The 16,966-nt window shown below is 61.9% G+C and carries 12 protein-coding genes; 6 read left to right on the forward strand and 6 right to left on the reverse strand.

Going from position 1 to position 16,966, the window contains the following annotated elements; all coding sequences use genetic code 11:
- Window positions 1–696 precede the first annotated feature (696 nt).
- On the forward strand, window positions 697–5,082 hold the full coding sequence (locus T370_RS0111755; protein ID WP_248604256.1) for a molecular chaperone Hsp90: 4,386 nt from the start codon (window positions 697–699) through the stop codon (window positions 5,080–5,082).
- 467 nt (window positions 5,083–5,549) lie between these two features.
- Here T370_RS0111755 and T370_RS0111760 read toward each other — a convergent pair whose 3' ends face one another.
- Window positions 5,550–6,131, reverse strand: a complete 582-nt coding sequence (locus tag T370_RS0111760; RefSeq protein ID WP_005027774.1) for a hypothetical protein — start codon at window positions 6,129–6,131, stop codon at window positions 5,550–5,552.
- Window positions 6,132–6,265: 134 nt separating this feature from the next.
- Window positions 6,266–6,688 carry an FKBP-type peptidyl-prolyl cis-trans isomerase gene (locus T370_RS0111765; RefSeq protein ID WP_005027775.1) on the reverse strand — a complete coding sequence of 141 codons (423 nt, stop codon included), beginning with the start codon at window positions 6,686–6,688 and terminating at the stop codon, window positions 6,266–6,268.
- 224 nt (window positions 6,689–6,912) lie between these two features.
- Here T370_RS0111765 and lysA point away from each other — a divergent pair, with 224 nt between their 5' ends.
- Window positions 6,913–8,187 (forward strand): diaminopimelate decarboxylase, encoded by a 1,275-nt coding sequence (gene lysA / locus T370_RS0111770; protein ID WP_029435851.1) that lies wholly within the window; start codon window positions 6,913–6,915, stop codon window positions 8,185–8,187.
- A gap of 357 nt (window positions 8,188–8,544) precedes the next feature.
- Here lysA and T370_RS0111775 read toward each other — a convergent pair whose 3' ends face one another.
- Window positions 8,545–10,884 (reverse strand): heavy metal translocating P-type ATPase, encoded by a 2,340-nt coding sequence (locus T370_RS0111775; protein ID WP_029435852.1) that lies wholly within the window; start codon window positions 10,882–10,884, stop codon window positions 8,545–8,547.
- Window positions 10,885–10,991: 107 nt separating this feature from the next.
- On the opposite strand from T370_RS0111775, the gene T370_RS0111780 reads away from it, so the two are divergent.
- The 4 genes from T370_RS0111780 (at window position 10,992) to T370_RS0111795 (ending at window position 14,546) form a co-directional block, all read left to right on the forward strand.
- Window positions 10,992–11,186: a heavy-metal-associated domain-containing protein gene (locus tag T370_RS0111780; protein ID WP_029435853.1), complete on the forward strand. Its 195-nt coding sequence runs from the start codon at window positions 10,992–10,994 to the stop codon at window positions 11,184–11,186.
- Window positions 11,187–11,257: 71 nt separating this feature from the next.
- Window positions 11,258–11,713: a tRNA (cytidine(34)-2'-O)-methyltransferase gene (locus T370_RS0111785; RefSeq protein ID WP_029435854.1), complete on the forward strand. Its 456-nt coding sequence runs from the start codon at window positions 11,258–11,260 to the stop codon at window positions 11,711–11,713.
- A gap of 556 nt (window positions 11,714–12,269) precedes the next feature.
- Window positions 12,270–13,643: an MATE family efflux transporter gene (locus T370_RS0111790; protein ID WP_029435855.1), complete on the forward strand. Its 1,374-nt coding sequence runs from the start codon at window positions 12,270–12,272 to the stop codon at window positions 13,641–13,643.
- Window positions 13,644–13,655: 12 nt separating this feature from the next.
- Entirely contained in the window at window positions 13,656–14,546 is an 891-nt protein-coding gene (locus T370_RS0111795; protein ID WP_029435856.1) for a DUF2156 domain-containing protein, read from the forward strand.
- A gap of 143 nt (window positions 14,547–14,689) precedes the next feature.
- Here the strand turns inward: T370_RS0111795 and T370_RS0111800 are convergent, their stop codons facing one another.
- From T370_RS0111800 to T370_RS0111810, 3 genes are read right to left on the reverse strand one after another with little or no spacing between them, the layout of a single operon-like run.
- Complete coding sequence (locus tag T370_RS0111800; RefSeq protein WP_009368079.1) at window positions 14,690–15,301, reverse strand: NAD(P)H-dependent oxidoreductase; 612 nt, start codon at window positions 15,299–15,301, stop codon at window positions 14,690–14,692.
- Between the two features lie 29 nt (window positions 15,302–15,330).
- Window positions 15,331–16,182, reverse strand: coding sequence for a 50S ribosomal protein L11 methyltransferase (locus tag T370_RS0111805; protein WP_029435857.1), 852 nt, complete (start codon window positions 16,180–16,182; stop codon window positions 15,331–15,333).
- A 9-nt stretch (window positions 16,183–16,191) separates the two neighbouring features.
- Window positions 16,192–16,920, reverse strand: a complete 729-nt coding sequence (locus tag T370_RS0111810; RefSeq protein WP_005027783.1) for an amino acid ABC transporter ATP-binding protein — start codon at window positions 16,918–16,920, stop codon at window positions 16,192–16,194.
- Between the last annotated feature and the right edge of the window lie 46 nt (window positions 16,921–16,966).

Genomic DNA, 16,966 nt, shown 5'->3' on the forward strand with positions numbered 1-16,966 from the left:
GCCGCCAGCGTTCAATCTGAGCCAGAATCAAACTCTCCAGTTGATTGAAAACAACTAGCTTGCCCATATCTCTATGGGCTAAAACTCAAAGTTTCTTATTCCCAACTCGCTCTTCACTTGTCAAAGAACCAGAGGCCGTTGCCTCAGCCGCTGCGTTTCCGTCAGCGGCGAAGCGGGAACTTATCCCGCCCGGTCCAGCTTGTCAACAACTTTTTTTCGAACCCCGAAGTTTTTTTTCGGAGCGCGCCGCGAGGGTTTCTCCCCGGCGCAGAAGCGGGAACTTATCCCGACCCCTTCTCGCTGTCAACCGCTTTCTTCTGCTTTTTTCAAAAAACTTCTTCGCCCCGCCGTGCCCGGCCTCTCGGCCTGCCCGGCTCAGCGAGACATTCCGTCCCGCAGCGGCGAAAACGGTTTATGCACCTCCACGCCGCCTCTGTCAACGACTTTTTATTTTTTTTCTGATTTTTTTCTTCACCCCCGGCAACGCCCCTTTGACGTCTGGTGTTTAATCCGGGGATATCATATGCTTTCTTTAATAACTTGCCGACAGCTTCCGAGCGGCGTATTTACAGTTATCGCCCTGTGGAAGCGACCGCGCCCCCGTTCAGCACGGCAACGGCGCGTCCCGGAGCAGACTTGATTCCTTATCGTTTGTCTTCCCGTCACCCGAACCCCACATCGCCTATGCACTCTTTCTTGCCGTTCAAACATTCCCGCCTCCGTGTGTACATGCCGCTTTTCGCCGCGCTGCTGCTCGTTCTGACCCCCGGCATGGGTGCGGCCGACCCCGCGCCCGCGTCTCCCGTCCCGGAGGTGTCCACAGCGACGCCTTCCGTCGTCCAAGAGGCGCTTCAGGCCGTGGTCGAACAGACGGCACCGGAAACGCCCGCCGCTCCGGTGGTGCAGACGGCTTCGGCCCTTCCCGCGGTTTCCGGAGAGCCAGGTTCCGCTTTGGCCAAAGAGGGGGCTTCCGTGCCTCTCCAGGCGGAGTGGCTGCTGGACCCCAAAGGCACCCACACGCTGACGGATGTCCTGTCCCCGAACGCCCAAAAAGAATTCAAGCCCTACGAGCCGGAATCCCTCCCCCATCAGGCGGGGACCATCTGGATGCGCTTGGAGGTTGAGGGCAAGGCCCCGGCCTTTCCGCTCGTTCTGGATCTGAATACCCGCATAGCCGGGCAGCTCCCCGGCATCCCGCAGGTTTGGCTGGTCCGTCCCGGGGAAAGCAACGGAACCCCGGTGCGCCCCTCCAGCGACGGGCTTTATTCCTTGCCGAGCCCCCTGCCGGATCAGACCGGCATCTATATCCGGGTCAACGGCATCCCGGCTCCCGGCTTCGCCCCCATGCTCCGCAACGCGGCGAGCCTGACCCTCGTGGACGAACTCGGGACGCAGCCGCAGCTTGTACTGCTGGCCGTGCTGCTGTTCCTGTGCCTCCTGCGCGGGGTCACCGAGCGCCGCGAATGGCGGATGTGGGCCGCGCTCTACATCGCCGCCGTCTGGGTCCAGGCGTTTTGGGGCTTGCCCACAACGCCGGCGGGGGAAGTCAGCCGCTGGGATATGCCCGGGCTGCTCGCGCCCGGCGTCGCCCTGCTCATCCTGCCGCATGTCGGCAGGCACATGCTGCGGACGCGCCACCACGCCCCTTTTATTGATATGCAGTTCGTTCTGCTGGCCCTCTTCGGCATAGCCCTTTCCGTCGCGCCGCTGATCCCCGGCTATACGTGGACGCTGCAATTCCTGCCGCTGTGGCCCCTGTTCATGCTTCTGCTCCTGCCCGGCACCCTCGCGGCCTGTGCCCGCAGGCTTCCCGGCGCGAAACGCTTCCTTCTTATCTGTATCCTGCCGCCTCTGGGTATGCTGGCGCTGTTTCCGCTTTCCCGCCTGCTCCCCGAATCGCTCATCGGCCTGTTGCCCCACGCGCTGGACGGCTTCATGACGCCGGGCGTGGTCAGCCTGATCCCCCTGACCGGACTGACCCTGAGCGCCCTGTTCGCCGCGCTCAGCCCAAGCCCGAAGCCTCTCCCCGCTCCGAACCGCAGCACACGGGACACCAAGACCGGCAGGGCGGGCGTCGCCGCGTTGGAACTGGGCGGAGCTTCCAAGGCTTCCGAAACGTCGTTCGAGCGCCTCCCTTCGCTTTCCGCCGAGCCGGAAGGCCTTGAACTCGCCAACTTCCCGAATAAAAAACCTTCCTCCGCCAACGTACATTCTGAGCCCGCGCGGGCTGCCGAAGCCTCCCGGCCCACATCCCGCACCCCGGAAAAACGTCCGTATCCGCAAGCCCTGCAAGCGCCTCTCTCCGCCGGGATGGTGGAGGAATCGCTCCGCGCTCCGCTGGATGCCCTGCTCCGGGCCATCAGCGCCGTGGACCAGTCGCAGCTCTCCGCCGAAGCCCGACGCCGGACCGACGCCCTCGGCGTCGCCGGGCGCAACCTCGCCACGGCCATCGGCAATATGGGCAGGGGCGTATCCCTCTCTCAGGACTTCGACCGCAAGGAACGGTTCGATCTGAACCAGCTTCTGCTGGAAACCCATGAAGCGGTCTCCAGCCTCGCCGAATCCAAGAACCTCGGCCTGTCATGGTTTACCGCCCCCTACCTGCCCCGCTGCTACGAAGGACGACGCGCCCAGCTCGCCAACGTGCTGGCCCTGCTGGTCGAGAGCGCGGTACTCGCCACCGATCGCGGCATGGTGCAGATCCGTGCCCAGCGCCTGCCCGAAAGCACCGATCCCGGCCATCTGCTGTTCACCGTTTCGGATACGGGTTCCGGTATGCCGCCCCTTGAACGCAGCACCCTGGCGCTCGTGCGCACATGGGAACTCGTGGGGCCCGACGGGGAACTCGTCTCTCTCGAAAGCGGCCCCAAGGGAACCACCATTTCGTTCAGCATGAGGCTCACCGCCCGCATCGAACAGCAGCCCATCCCCGCCGCGCCCGAACCGGACAAGGAAACGCTGTCCCGCCTGCCCGCGAGCTCCCTGCGCATCATCGTGGCGAGCAATGTCCCGGCGAACCGACAGATGTTGTCCTATTATCTGGATGAACTGCCCCATGAAATCATCGAAGCCCGGAGCGCCGAGGAAGCGAAGGCGCTTTACCGCCGCACCCCCGGGGCTCTGATCATTTTCGACGACGACATGCCGGAGGAAAGCATCGCCGACGCCGTGGCCGATATCCGCATCTTCGAAGGCGAGCACAATTTCCCGCTGGCCTCCATCCTCGCGCTGGTCAACAGCAACGAGCAGATCGACGCCCTGCGCCGGGCCGGATGCACCCATTTCCTCAAGAAGCCGATCACGCGCAAGGATCTGCGCGTCCTGACCCTGCGCCTCGCGCCTGTTTCGCGCCGCTTCAAGGATACGGACGGCGCACCCCAAAAAACCGCACCCAAACCGCAAGCACCTTCAGCCAAGGGCTCGCCGCGCGTCTCGCCGGATATCCCCAACCTTCCGGAACTCCCGGAACCGGCAAAGCCGCTCGCCCCGGCCCTTTCCGCGCCCCGGGACAGCCACGCCGCCGAACCGGCGCCTGTTAAGAGAGGCATCTTCGCCTCCCTGTTCGCACGGTTCCGAAAGCAGGCCAAGCCAGCCGCACCCGAAGCGCCCACCGTGGTCGATCAGGTTGACGAACCCGTCATGACGCTCACGGAAAAAGCTCCCGAAAAGCCGATCAAGCTGTCCAGCGTGGGCGAACCCATGCCCATCAGCAAAGCATCCCCCGAGGAAGTTCCTGCCCCCAGGCCGCGCCCTGAGCGCCCGAACCCGCTGGAAGAGCGCGCCAAGCATATGCCCGCCCAGTCAAGCGCCCCGACAAATGCCGCGGAATGGGTCGGGGAACCTATGCCCATCACCAAGAAGCAGGACGGCGATCAGGGACTGGCCAAGCAGGTTGAGGCTCCGCTCGAAATGCCCACGCAGGAAAAGGAAGCGGAAAAGCGGCCTGCTCCCGAACACGCTTCAGCGCCGCAGCGTTCCGAAGCGGCCACTCCCTTAAATACCGTGCCCGATCTCAACCTTGATGAATGGGTAGGCGAACCCACGCCCATCATCAAGCCACTGCCCGTGTCGGCTCCGCTGCCGGCTCCCGAGGAAACTCCGTTGACGCTGGAACCGGAACAAAAGGTTTCCCCAAAAAAGCGGGACAACGCCCCCTTGACGCTTGCTCCCACTGACGATGCGCCGCTGACCCTGACGGACCAAACCGACAAGGCGGATGAACCGCTCATGCTCGGTACGCCGCTGCCGGACAAAAAAAGCAGCCTCTCCAACGACGTTCTGATGCTGGACGAACCGCTGGGCAATCAGCCGGAACTTTCGTTGGCCGGACTTGGGCTTGAGCCGCAAGCGGAGGTCATCAACCTGACCGAACCCGTCCGCAAACCCACCCCGGCGCAGCCTGCGGAGAAGGACGCTCCCATTCCCGATCTGTTTGGGGATGCCCGACCAGCCCCGCAGCCCGGCCCGCGTTCATTGCTGGATGAAGCGGCCTGTCTCGCGCCCTGCGGACAAGGTTCGCGCCCGACGGCAAGCACGAACGAGCTGGCCATTGATGACATTGTGGAGCTCGGCGTACCGGTGGCTCCGGTTATCCAGCCGGCCACCGAAAAAGATACCGCCCTCCCCGAACCTCAGGAGGCCCCCCTCCCTCCCGTCCTTCCCGCAGGAGACGGCGAAGCGGCTGCGCAGGAGCAACCCGGTCCAGGCATTCCCGAAACACCGGAACAGGAACCTGCCCTTCCCACAAAGGACGGACAGAAAGGGCCTCTCCAGGATGCTGAGCAGGAGAGCGAGGCATCTGACGAAGCCATCCGTGCCTTGCTTACGGAATTGGATGAAGCTTTGGAGCGCGCCATCCAGGGCGAACAATCGGGCGACGCGCAGATGGTCTGCCAAGCCGCCGCCCATATCGGACGTCTGGCCGAAACCTACGATCTGCGCGTGCTGGACGATCCGGCCCGCTGCCTTGAAGAGGTCGCCTGCTCCGGCAATATGGACGAAATCGTGCAGCTCATGCCGGATCTGGTTTCCGCCATCAACCGGAACCGCGCCTCTTTTGAAGAAGCGGAGCGGGACGGATAGCGTAACGGCACATTCCAGAGCAGAGAGTCTTTGAAGGCGTAAGAAGCATAGGGGAAGGGGGCCTTTTCTGAAAAAAGGTCCCCTTCCCCAAACCCGCCAACGCGAGATCCATCCCTCCATTTCCAAAGGCGTCCGTGCTTACCGGATCTCTGCCCGCAGGCTTTTCCAACACAGACTGCCATTGAAAGGACACCCTTCCCCTTTTCCGGAGTTGGCTCTCGCCACACTCCATTCCAGTCCCCACCTGCGGCGTTCCCGTGGATGGTTTTGGGGGTAGGAATCACCACAACATCGGAAAGCCATCCCGCAAGGAGTCCGTCCTCGCCAGAGGAGCTGCGCATCAGTCCGCAGAGCGCTCGGCGTGTCGCCGGATAGCCCCTTCCTTCCCGCCAGCCATAAAAAAAGCCCCCGCAAAACGGAGGCTTCCCAGCTCAAGATACCGGGAAAAGGTTTTCCCGGCGCACATCTTACCGGCCGTAGTCGGCGGTTCCCTTAAGTTCTTCTTCGATCTCGCGGCGGACGTCCTCAAGGTCGATGACGATGGGGTCCATCAAGGTGAAACCGCTCGGGTTCAGCCATTCCTCATCGTCGGCGTGCTTGTCGTTGTAAAACACGTTGTCGAGCACGCGGTAGCCCTTGGTGCCGAGGACGTTGTCCCAGTCCGTCACGACAAAGTTGAACTTGGACGCATCGAAATGGTCGATGTTTTCCCAAATCCAGCGGAACGTGCAGGTCTCGTTGTCATAGCCCAGAACGGCCAGGAACTGAGCCTTGCTGGAAAGGTACATACGCTGGCGCAGCGTGTACACGTTGCGGTACAGGAGGTTGGCGTTGAACGAAACGTCCTCTCCATCCACCTGCAAACGGATCTCGGAAGACTCGTTGAGACGCATCCCGAACGTGCGCGTGTTGCCCCTGCGCCACCAGTTCATGTACTTCTGGCTGTAGATGTCGCGCCCGCCCTCACGCATACTCTCCGCCGTCTGGGGCGAGATGGGATGAAGCGCAAGGTCACAACTCAACCCGGTGATCTCGAAAACAACTTTCATGTCTCCTCCAGGGCCTGATGTCCGAAGCAAAAGGCGACCCGCTCAGTCGTTCCCTCTGCCCTTTCTCTGTGAAAAACGCCTTCATAAAAAAAGCTCCGATTCAGAATAACCGAATCGGAGCTTATGCGCAAAGCCTATTTGACGTCGATAACTTCAATGTCGAAGGTCAGGTCTTCTCCGGCCAACGGATGGTTGGCGTCAAGCACCACGACCTTGTCGTTCACTTCGACGATCTGCACTTCCATGTCGCCGTCATCGGTGGCGATCTGAAGCATCATGCCCACTTCGGGCTTGATGTCTTCGGGGACTTCGCTCACGGGCACTTCCATGAGGAGTTCTTCCAGATGCTCCCCATACGCCTCATCGGCGGGAATGGTAACCGTGAAACGGTCGCCCGCGTTGTGTCCGAGCAGCGCATCCTCAAAACCGGGGATCAGGCTTCCGTCGCCAATGGTAAATTCCAGGGGCTCACGCTCTCTGGAAGAATCGAATACCTCTCCGTCGGAAAAAGTCCCTGTATAGTGCACGCGAACGGTATTGCCGTCTTTGACTGCCATGAAAGGCTCCTTAATGTAGTTTGATGTTCCACCATGTCCCCAGAAAGGCGGAAAGTCAAATATCCTTTCGGGGGCTCCCTGCCGCCCCAGCGGGCATGACAATCTTGTACATCCTTAACCTACGAAAATACATTGTATTTTATCGTGCATCCCTTCTTCTATTGACAGCACCGTGCAGCCTGTTACTTTTGCCCCGTAATCTTTTGCCATTCAGAGGACAATCCATGTCAAACGTTCGCTCCGCCCAGACCGACAAGGTCCGCTTTTTTGGAAACACGACGCCGCAGGAACTCGCCGCCCAATACGGCACCCCTCTCTACGTCTACAATGAAGACGTGCTGCGCCGGCGTTGCCGGGAACTGCTCGGCCTTTCCAGCCTTCCGGGATTCCATGTGAACTACTCCGCCAAAGCCAATACGAACCTCGCCCTCCTGCGCATCGTCCGTGAAGAAGGCTGCCACGCCGACGCCATGTCGCCCGGCGAACTGCATATCAACAAGCTGGCCGGGTTCACGCCCGACCGCCTCCTGTACGTCTGCAACAACGTTTCCGCCGAAGAAATGAAGAACGCCGCGGACAACGGCCTCATCGTCAGCGTGGATTCCCTGTCGCAGCTCGACCAGTACGGCAAGGTCAACCCCGGCGGCAAGGTGATGATCCGCATCAACCCCGGCATCGGGGCCGGGCATCACAAAAAGGTCATCACAGCCGGAAAGGAAACCAAGTTCGGCATCGATCCCACCTCACTGGATGAGGTCCGCGCCCTGCTCAAAAAGCACAGCCTGACGCTCGCCGGGGTGAACCAGCACATCGGTTCGCTGTTCATGGAGCCGGACAATTATCTCAACGCCATCGAATTCCTGTTGCACTTCGTCCAGTCGGATCTCGCCGATCTGCTCCCCGGCATCGAGATCATCGACTTCGGAGGCGGCCTCGGCATCCCCTACCGCAAGTATGAGGAAGAGCCCCGACTTGATATGGCCGAACTCGGCCGCCGGCTTCACGCACTGCTGTCCGCATGGGTCGAGGAAACCGGCTATAAAGGCAAGTTCTTCATCGAACCCGGCCGTTACGTCGTCGCGGAGTGCGGTGTGCTGCTCGGCACCGTGCACGCGACCAAGTTCAACGGCGAAAACCGTTACGTGGGTACCGACCTCGGTTTCAACGTGCTTGTGCGGCCCGCCATGTACGACTCGTTCCACGACATCGAGATTTTCCGCGACGGCGGCGAGCCTGATACCGACCTCGTCGAACAGAGCATCGTCGGCAACATTTGCGAAAGCGGCGACATCCTCGCCAAGAAGCGCATGTTGCCGCTCATCAAGGAAGGCGACATCGTCGCCGCGCTCGACGCAGGGGCCTACGGCTTCGTGATGTCTTCCAGCTACAACCAACGCCCCCGCGCCGCCGAAGTGCTCATCACCAGCGACGGCACGCCCAAGCTTATCCGCCGCCGCGAGACGCTGGACGATCTGACGCGGTGTTTTGTGGAAGAGTAAGATTGGAGGGGGGAGGGAACCTTTCTGAAGAAAGGTTCCCTCCCCCCTCCAAACCTCCCCTCTCCCTCCCAAGACTTTCGTAAAGGTCGATGCCGAGACGGGAAGCAAGGCGGCTGAACCTCCGCCGCGCGTCTCCCGGCGATGCATCAAAAAGACAAAAGAAATAAGACAAGCCCGGAAACGTCGGTTTCCGGGCTTGTTTGTATTTTTATAGATCATCATGCAGCGGGACTCCCGCCGCACCGCCTCCCCACCAGTCGAAAGTCTTTGGAGATGGAGGGGCGGGGTCCGGGGAGGGGAGGAAGAAGCCTTTCTTTAGAAAGGTTCTTCCTCCCCTCCCCGGTTCTTATCCCATCCCTACTTCCCAAACCGCCGCAAGCGCAGCGCGTTGAGCACGACGGAAACGGACGAGAAGGCCATCGCCGCACCCGCGATCATGGGCGAAAGCGAGGGGCCGCCGAAAATCTTGAGCACCCCGGCGGCAATGGGCAGGCAAAGGATGTTGTAGCCGAACGCCCAGCCGAGATTCTCCCGGATGTTCCGCAAGGCGGCCCGGCTCAGCTCCAGCGCCGTCACCACGCCGCGCAAGCCCTTGCCCGAACGGGTGTCGCTGCCGAGAAGGACGATGTCCCCGGCTTCCACGGCAACGTCGATGCCGTTGCCCATAGCCATGCCGACATCGGCACGGGCCAGCGCGGGGGCATCGTTGATGCCGTCGCCGATCATCCCGACCCGCAGACCGGCGGCCTGCAATTCGCTGATCACCTTTTCCTTACCGTCCGGCAACACATCGGCGATCACCTCATCGATGCCCGCGCTCTTGGCAATGGCCTCAGCCGTGCGGCGGTTGTCGCCGCTGAGCATGATCACCCGCAAACCAAGCTGGCGGAGCTCCTTCACCACGCCCGCCGTTTCCGGACGGATGGTGTCCGCTACCGCAAGCATCCCCACGAGGCGCCCGTTCACGGCAAGCAAGAGGGGCGTCGCGCCGGAATCCGACAGTTCCGCCAAACGGGCATCCAGATCCTTTACCGCGTCAAAAGAGACCTGCCGCTCTTCCATCAGTCGCTTGTTACCGAGCAACAACGGTATGGACTCGTTTTCCAGATCTACGTTGCCGGATACGCCGAGGCCGGAAATGCTGGCAAAGTCGCTGACGAGATACAGGTGGAGATTCCGCTCCTCGGCGGCGGACGTCACGGCCAGCGCGAGAGGATGCTCGGACACGCCCTCAAGCGAGGCGGCGTACCCTAAGATGCGCTCCTCATCGAACAGCGGATCGAAGGATTCGGCGGCAAGCAGGCGGGGCTTGCCTTCGGTCAACGTCCCGGTCTTGTCGAACACGAGCACATCCAGACGGCCCGCGAGTTCGAGGGCCGTACCGTTCTTGACGAGCACGCCCATCTGCGCGCCCCGGCCCGTGGCCACCATAATGGAAATGGGCGTGGCAAGGCCGAGCGCGCACGGGCAGGCCACCACCAGCACGGCCACGAAAATACGGAAGGCTTCCGAAACCGGCACGTGCCCCCAGTACAGCCATCCGGCACCGGCAATGACCGCCAGCGCCATGACGGTCGGCACGAAAATGAGGCTCACGTCGTCGGCCAGCCGGGCAATGGGCGCCTTGGAGCTCTGCGCTTCGCGCACCAGCTTGATGATCCGCGACAAGGCCGTATCCGCACCAACACGCTCGGCCCGCATAATAAAAGAACCGGTCGTGTTCATCGTGCCGCCCGCCACCGAACTGCCCACGCCTACAGGAACGGGCATGGACTCGCCAGTCAGCATGGAGGCGTCCACGCTGGACGCGCCGTTTGTTACCACTCCGTCAACAGGGATCCGCCCGCCGGGTTTCACCTGCAGATAGTCCCCCACGCGCACAACCTTGACCGGAACCTCTTCGGCCTGATCCGCCTTGTCGGGAGCGGGCAGGCGCAGGGCGGTTTCCGGGGTCAGGTTCATGAGCGCTCCGATGGCATCGGACATGCGGAACCGCGAAACGGCCTCAAGGTACTTGCCGAGCGAAATCAGCGAAATCAGCACGGCGGCGGACTCATAATACAGGTCCATCACCTTGCCCGTATGCCCAAGCGCGACCTCGACCGTATTCCACAGGCTGTACAGGAACGCCGCTCCCGTGCCCATCGCCACAAGGCTGTCCATGTTCGGGGTGAGCCGCCACAGGTTGGGCAGGCCGGTCAAATAAAAATGCCGCCCCGACCACAAGACCGGCAAGGTCAGCACAAGTTGCAGCAGCGCATGGTTGAGGGCCGACTCGGGCGAATGCATGGGATCGATGATCGCGGGCAGCGGAAGCCCCCACATGTGCCCCATCGACACCAGGAGCAGCAGGATGGTGAACCCGAACTCAGGCCACAGACGGGCCTTCAGGGTCGCAAGCTGCCCGACCGTTTCCTTCTGCTGCGCTTCCCACGTGTCCACCATATCGGCTTCCGGGGCTACCGGCGTCGCGGTGAAGCCCATATCCACGGCCCGCTCCTCAATCTGATGAACGAGGGCCTCGGTGTCTGATTCGGAAAGCGCGGGATCAGGCACGACGGTGGCGCTGTTGGCGGCAAGGCTGACGGTGGCTGACTGCACGCCGTCCATGCCGTTCAGGACGCGCTCAAGCCGCGATGAGCAGGCGGCGCAGTGCATACCGCCCACGGTGAAAAGAACTTCTTTCTGCTGATCCATGTGCCTCTCCTCTGCTTGCCAATATCGGCTAAGCTCTTATGATATGAAGGGCGGGCGGTGCCGCTGCCCCTTCATCATCCACCTTCTTACCCAGAAAGGATACGATTATGCCCACTCTCACCGTGAAAGGCATGTCCTGCAACCATTGCAAGCAGGCCGTAACCCAGGCTTTGGAAGCGCTTCCCGGCGTATCCGATGTGAACGTCGACCTCGAAAAGGGCGAAGCCATCTGGAAGGAATCCCAGCCCCTCGACATCGCGGAAGTGAAGAAGGCCATCAACAAGCTGGGCTTTGAAGCCTAATAAGCATCCCGCGTTCTTCTGTCCACCTTTATTGAAAAACCATTTCACCTATTGTACGGATGCCGACCTGTATGCATGTCGTTCTCTTCCAGCCGGAAATACCTCCGAACACGGGCAATGTGGCCCGACTGTGCGCCGCCATGCAGGTTTCGCTGCATCTCATCGAGCCTCTGGGCTTCAAGCTTGAGGACCGTTACCTCAAACGGGCGGGCCTCGACTATTGGCCCCATGTGGATATGGCGGTATGGCCCGACCTCGACGCCTACATCCGGAACGCCGGGGCGGGCAGGCGGCTCGTCCTCACCAGCGCCCGGCGGGGCGCCGCCCTGCACCGTTTCGAGTTCACGGAAAACGATTCCCTCGTTTTCGGGCGCGAAACCTCAGGGTTGCCGCCCGAAGTGATCGGGCTCTCGCCGCATCATGTCCGCATCCCCATCAAAGGCGAAGTCCGCAGCATCAACCTTTCCACCGCCGCGGGCATCGTACTGTTTCAGGCGCTTGTTTCCGCCGGGCTGGTTGGGGAGTAGGAGTAAGAGATATCTGGGGAGGGAGGGGAAAACGCTCTGAGAAAAGGGCTCCCCTCCCTCCCCAGCCGTCCGCACGGCCCGCACCTCCCTCTCCCTTATAAGAGGTTCGCATGGGCCCGCGAAAAAACGCACTGGTGAAAAATCCGGGCGACGGCTCGCTCCCCGGGGGATCGGTTATTGAAAAACAGCCAGCATTTTTCAAGAAACCCACTCCGTGCTCCCTGAAAAAGGACATGACGGTTCCATACGATTCAACAGTTTTTTGACACGTCAGCCCGAAACCTCACGAACAAGCGGATAACAGGTCCGGTATCCGAGAGGATCGGCCCGCCCCGCTGCGGAAAGACACGTCAGCCGACACGGCCCCACACCACGCCGCCCCCATCGCTCGAAAACAGAGGGGAGGATGAGGATGTTTTTGAGAATATGGGAGGCATAACGCCTCCTCACTTCCTATGGAAACACTTCCCTGATTGCGAGCCTCCCTTCTCTCATCGTCTTGTGCCGGACGGCATGGGGCGTATGCTTCCATCAGACCCCCAACCCCCATGCCCATATGAAACTGAACACCGAACGCATCCACACCATCTGGCACCTGACCTGGCCGCAGTGCATCATGTTGCTCTGTCAATTCGTCATCGGCATCACCGACGTGTGGGCGGGCGGGCGCATCGGCTCGGAAGTGCAGGCATCCATCGGCCTGATCACCCAGTGCCATATGATGTTCATGGCTCTGGCGATGGCCGCCGTGAGCGGCGCGGTGGCCTCCATCAGCCAGTCCCTCGGGGCGTGCAAATCCGTCCGGGCGAGAAGGTATGTGGGGCTCGTGACCATCGGCTGTATCGCCATCGGATCGGCCATTGCGGTGGCGGCCTCGGTGTGGCGGGAACCGCTCCTGCGCCTCATCCAGACGCCCGAGAGCATCATGCCCGTGGCGATCATGTTCCTGACGGCGACGATCTGGGGCATCCCCGGGCAATACACCCTCACCATCGGCGCGGCCGTGTTCCGTTCCGCCAAGATGGTGCTCATCCCGCTGTACGTAACCGGCACGGCCTGCCTGCTCAACGTATTCGGCGATCTGGCCTTCGGGCTCGGCTGGTGGGGCTTCCCCGCCTACGGCGCAACGGGGATCGCCTACTCCACGCTCGTCTCGGTCACCGTCGGGGCCGCGCTCATGCTGTTCCTGCTGATGCGGCACGAGCTGTTCACACGCGACAGCTTCCCCGGCTGGCGCTGGATCAAGGCGGGGGCCCCGTATCTCCTCAAGGTTGCCGGGCCCGCGTTCGGCACGTCCTTCTTATGGCAAACCGGCTATATGGTCCTGTACGTCATCACGGCCTCCCTGCCCTTCGGCAGGGTCAACGCCCTTGCGGGGCTGACCACGGGGCTGCGGGTGGAATCCATTTTGTTTTTGCCCGCCGTGGCGTTCAGCATGACCGCTTCGGTACTCGTGGGCCACGCGCTCGGCGAGGGCAACCACCGCGAGGCCAAACGCACGCTGCTCGCCACGCTCGGCATCGCCTGCGCGGGGATGTGCTGCGTGGGGGCCGCCATATGGCCCTGGCGCATGGAGCTCGCGGGCTTGATCGCCCCTGATCCCGCCGTGCAGGTCGAAACCGTCAAATACCTTTCCTTCAACATCATGGCCGTGCCGTTCACCGTCGCCAGCGTCGTGCTGGCGGGCGGGCTCAACGGCGCCGGAGCCACGGTCTACCCGATGGTCTCGTTCAGCTTCGCTGTCTGGGCGGTACGCCTGCCCATCGCATGGCTGTTCGGCCACATCATTTGGCAGGACGCCTCAGGGGTCTTCCTCTCCACCTTCGTTTCGCAGGTGGTCATGTCGCTTTCGCTCTTATGGGTCACGCTGCGCTGCAACTGGACCCGTTTCGCCCTGGCCGTGCGTCCCCACACTTGCGCATCCCGTTAACCAGAGGTTCACATGCTTACGGAAAACTTCTCTTCCATCGAACTCGGCGACGCCGCCGCGTATGCCCCCTACTTCCGCGCGCTGCCCCTGCACGCCGCCGACTATACCTTCACCAACCTTTGGGGATGGGGAACCCATTACAATCTGGAGTGGCGCACGGCGCACGGGCTTTGCTGGATCCGCCAGAAGCGCAACGACCTGCCCGTCGAGCGCCTGTGGGCTCCGGTGGGCGACTGGTACGCCGCAGACTGGGCCGCCATGCCCGAACTCGTGCCGGGCACGACCATCCTCCGCGCTCCCGAGCCGCTGTGCGAGCTGCTGCTCGAACGCCTGCCGGGCCGCGTGGCCATCGAGGAAACGCCGGGCCAGTGGGAATACCTGTATACGCAGGAAGCGCTTTCGACCCTCGCGGGCAACAAGCTCCACAAGAAAAAGAACCACGTCAACGGGTACATGAAGGCCTATGGGGAGGACTACCGCGCCCTGAACGGCGAAATCATGCCGCAGGTGCTGGCGCTCCAAGATGACTGGTGCAAGTGGCGGGAATGCGAAAAATCCGCTTCGCTGCTGGCCGAAAGCGATGTGGTCTGTTCCGTGCTCCGCAACTGGGACGCCTTGCCTGGGCTTATCGGCGGCGCGCTCTATGCGGGCGAGGAAATGGCCGCCTTCGCCGTAGGCGAACCGCTCGACGATCAGACCATCGTAGTCCACTTTGAAAAGGGCCGCCCCGAGTACCGCGGCGTCTATCAGGCCATCAATTTCTGTTTCGCCAAGTACGCGGCCAAGAACTTCGTGTTCATCAACCGCGAGCAGGACGCCGACGAGGAAGGGCTCCGCCAAGCCAAGGAAAGCTACATGCCGTCCGGTTATCTGAAAAAGAACACCATCAGGATCATTGCCTAAGGCTCCTTGGTATCTCCTCCTTCGCCGTACCAGCCGGGCAGGACAACACGAAAGAGGAATCCAAAGGAAAACGGGCCGCCGGTATATTGCCGACGGCCCGTTTTCGCGTTCAAGCGAATGAAGGACGGTTTATGACGAATCCATCATGCGTCGGAGGGCAAGGGCTTCGGGAAATAGTCATTGACCATCGCCCGCGCTTCATCAAGCCATTGCTCCCTGTCTTCCGGCGTACTGTCCGCGATCACGCGAAACATGATTCGGTCAAAAACGCGCACTCCGCAAAAATCAAATATACAATCCTTCCAGATACGTTCCAGAGGATCGCCGAAGACGTTTTCTTCCCGCTCCTGTGGCGTATTGGATGTATTGAAGACCAGCGCGGCTTTGGCTTTCAGGAGGCCGATGGGCAAACCTCCGCCGTTGTCGCCTTCCGGAAAGCCATAGGCGCCCCCTTCCCGCAGTACGCGGTCCACCCATCCCTTCATGATCGCGGGCGGCTGCCCCCACCAGTTCGGGTGGATGACGATGATCCCGTCGGCTTCCCGAATTTCCCGCTGATGCGCCGCAAGCAGTTCGTCTCCGGTCATATCGCTGATCAGTTCCTTGCCAGAAATGACCGGATCGAATCCCTCACCATACAGATCGTGAAAACGCACCGTGTGGCCGTTCTCTTCCAGTGTGCGTACCACGGCTACAGCGATGGCGGCGTTAAAGCTCTGCTCGTACGGATGCCCTAGGAGGACGGATACATTCATTGTGGTTTCCTTCGTACCCGATGCCGACACTATTCGCCCCAGACCAGTGCCACCCAGTCGCCGGACTGCACGCGCCGCGCCTTGCCGAGTTCGGCATACGCCGCCTCGACCGCATCGGCCTGCACGTCCAGCAGGCCGGAGAGCACAAGGCACGCGCCCGGCTTCATCCGGGCCATGAGCGCCGGGGCCAGTTCGCGGAGCGGGCCGGCAAGGATGTTGGCGACCACCAGATCGAACCGCTCGCCTTCGCCCGCCTCGGCACTGCCGGGGACGATGCGGAAATCGTCGGCCACCTTGTTGATGACCACGTTCTCGAGGGCGTTGTCTACAGCCACCGGATCGATGTCCGAGCCGAGCCCGGCAAGCCCGTTCAGGCAACAGGCGATGCCGAGGATGCCCGATCCCGTGCCCACGTCGAAGAAACGCTGCCCGGCCTTGAGGCGCCCCGAGGCCAAGAGTTCGGTAATCGCTTCGAGGCACAGCACCGTCGTGTTGTGGTGCCCGGTCCCGAACGCGGATTTCGGCTCGATGATGATGGGCTTGCGGCCTTCCAGCGGCGTGGATTCAAACAGCCACGGCGGAAGCACGATGAACTGTCCGGCGCGGACGGGCGTGAAGAACTCGCGCCACGCCACGGTCCAGTCCTGACGCGGGATGCTGGTCTGTTCGACGTCGAGGCCCGGCAGCCATGCCCGCAGCGCGCTGAGGAGGTTCTCCTGCACGATGGCGTTGTCGCAATGCACGCGGAAACGGGTTTCGCCGGTGGGGAGGCTGTCTTCTTCCCAGCCGTAGGAAATGTTCCGGACCAGAAGCCCGGCGGCGGTATCGTACTGCTCCTCGTCGACCACGATGTCGAGACGGATGAGATCGGGTGTGGCCATGCCGTATCCTTAGAGAATTTCGCGGAGGAACGCCTTGGTGCGCTCGTGCTGCGGGTTGGTGAAGAACTGTTCCGGGGTCCCCTCTTCGAGGATCACGCCGTGGTCCATAAAGATGACGCGGTCGGACACTTCGCGGGCAAAGCCCATTTCATGCGTGACGCACACCATGGTCATGCCGTCCTTGGCCAGATCCTTCATGCAGCTCAACACTTCGTTGATCATTTCCGGGTCGAGGGCGGAGGTGGGTTCGTCGAACAGCATGGCGCGGGGCTGCATGGCGAGCGAGCGGGCGATGGCGACACGCTGCTGCTGCCCGCCGGAAATCTCGCTCGGGCGCTTGGCGGCCTGACGCGCGATGCCCACGCGGCCGAGCAGTTCCATGGCCAGATCCGTGGCCTCCTTCTTGCCCATGCCCCGGACCTTGATCGGCGCGAGGGTCACGTTTTCGAGCACGGTCAGGTGCGGGTACAGGTTGAACTGCTGGAAGACCATGCCCACCTCGGCGCGCAGAGCGTTCACGTCCACTTCCGGGGCGTAGATGCTCGTCCCTTCAAAGAGGATGTCCCCCTTCTGGATCGGCTCCAGACGGTTCAGGCAACGGATGAGCGAGCTCTTGCCGGACCCGGAAGGCCCGCAGATGACCAGCACCTCGCCCTTCTCGACCCGCTCGGAAATACCTTTGAGCACATGGAACTCGCCGTACCATTTATGGACATCCCTGATTTCGATCAGCGACATAGATTCATCCTTTCTCGTTGACTTCCATCCGGGACGCCCCGGGGCC

Source organism: Bilophila wadsworthia ATCC 49260 (assembly GCF_000701705.1).
Lineage (GTDB): Bacteria > Desulfobacterota > Desulfovibrionia > Desulfovibrionales > Desulfovibrionaceae > Bilophila > Bilophila wadsworthia.

What these genes read in the sequence shown, in the direction of transcription:
- T370_RS0111760 (WP_005027774.1), bottom strand. Translation starts at nt 6,131, where the DNA reads ATGAAAGTTGTTTTCGAGATCACCGGGTTGAGTTGTGACCTTGCGCTT.
- T370_RS0111765 (WP_005027775.1), bottom strand. Translation starts at nt 6,688, where the DNA reads ATGGCAGTCAAAGACGGCAATACCGTTCGCGTGCACTATACAGGGACT.
- lysA (WP_029435851.1), top strand. Translation starts at nt 6,913, where the DNA reads ATGTCAAACGTTCGCTCCGCCCAGACCGACAAGGTCCGCTTTTTTGGA.
- T370_RS0111775 (WP_029435852.1), bottom strand. Translation starts at nt 10,884, where the DNA reads ATGGATCAGCAGAAAGAAGTTCTTTTCACCGTGGGCGGTATGCACTGC.
- T370_RS0111780 (WP_029435853.1), top strand. Translation starts at nt 10,992, where the DNA reads ATGCCCACTCTCACCGTGAAAGGCATGTCCTGCAACCATTGCAAGCAG.
- T370_RS0111785 (WP_029435854.1), top strand. Translation starts at nt 11,258, where the DNA reads ATGCATGTCGTTCTCTTCCAGCCGGAAATACCTCCGAACACGGGCAAT.
- T370_RS0111790 (WP_029435855.1), top strand. Translation starts at nt 12,270, where the DNA reads ATGAAACTGAACACCGAACGCATCCACACCATCTGGCACCTGACCTGG.
- T370_RS0111795 (WP_029435856.1), top strand. Translation starts at nt 13,656, where the DNA reads ATGCTTACGGAAAACTTCTCTTCCATCGAACTCGGCGACGCCGCCGCG.
- T370_RS0111800 (WP_009368079.1), bottom strand. Translation starts at nt 15,301, where the DNA reads ATGAATGTATCCGTCCTCCTAGGGCATCCGTACGAGCAGAGCTTTAAC.
- T370_RS0111805 (WP_029435857.1), bottom strand. Translation starts at nt 16,182, where the DNA reads ATGGCCACACCCGATCTCATCCGTCTCGACATCGTGGTCGACGAGGAG.
- T370_RS0111810 (WP_005027783.1), bottom strand. Translation starts at nt 16,920, where the DNA reads ATGTCGCTGATCGAAATCAGGGATGTCCATAAATGGTACGGCGAGTTC.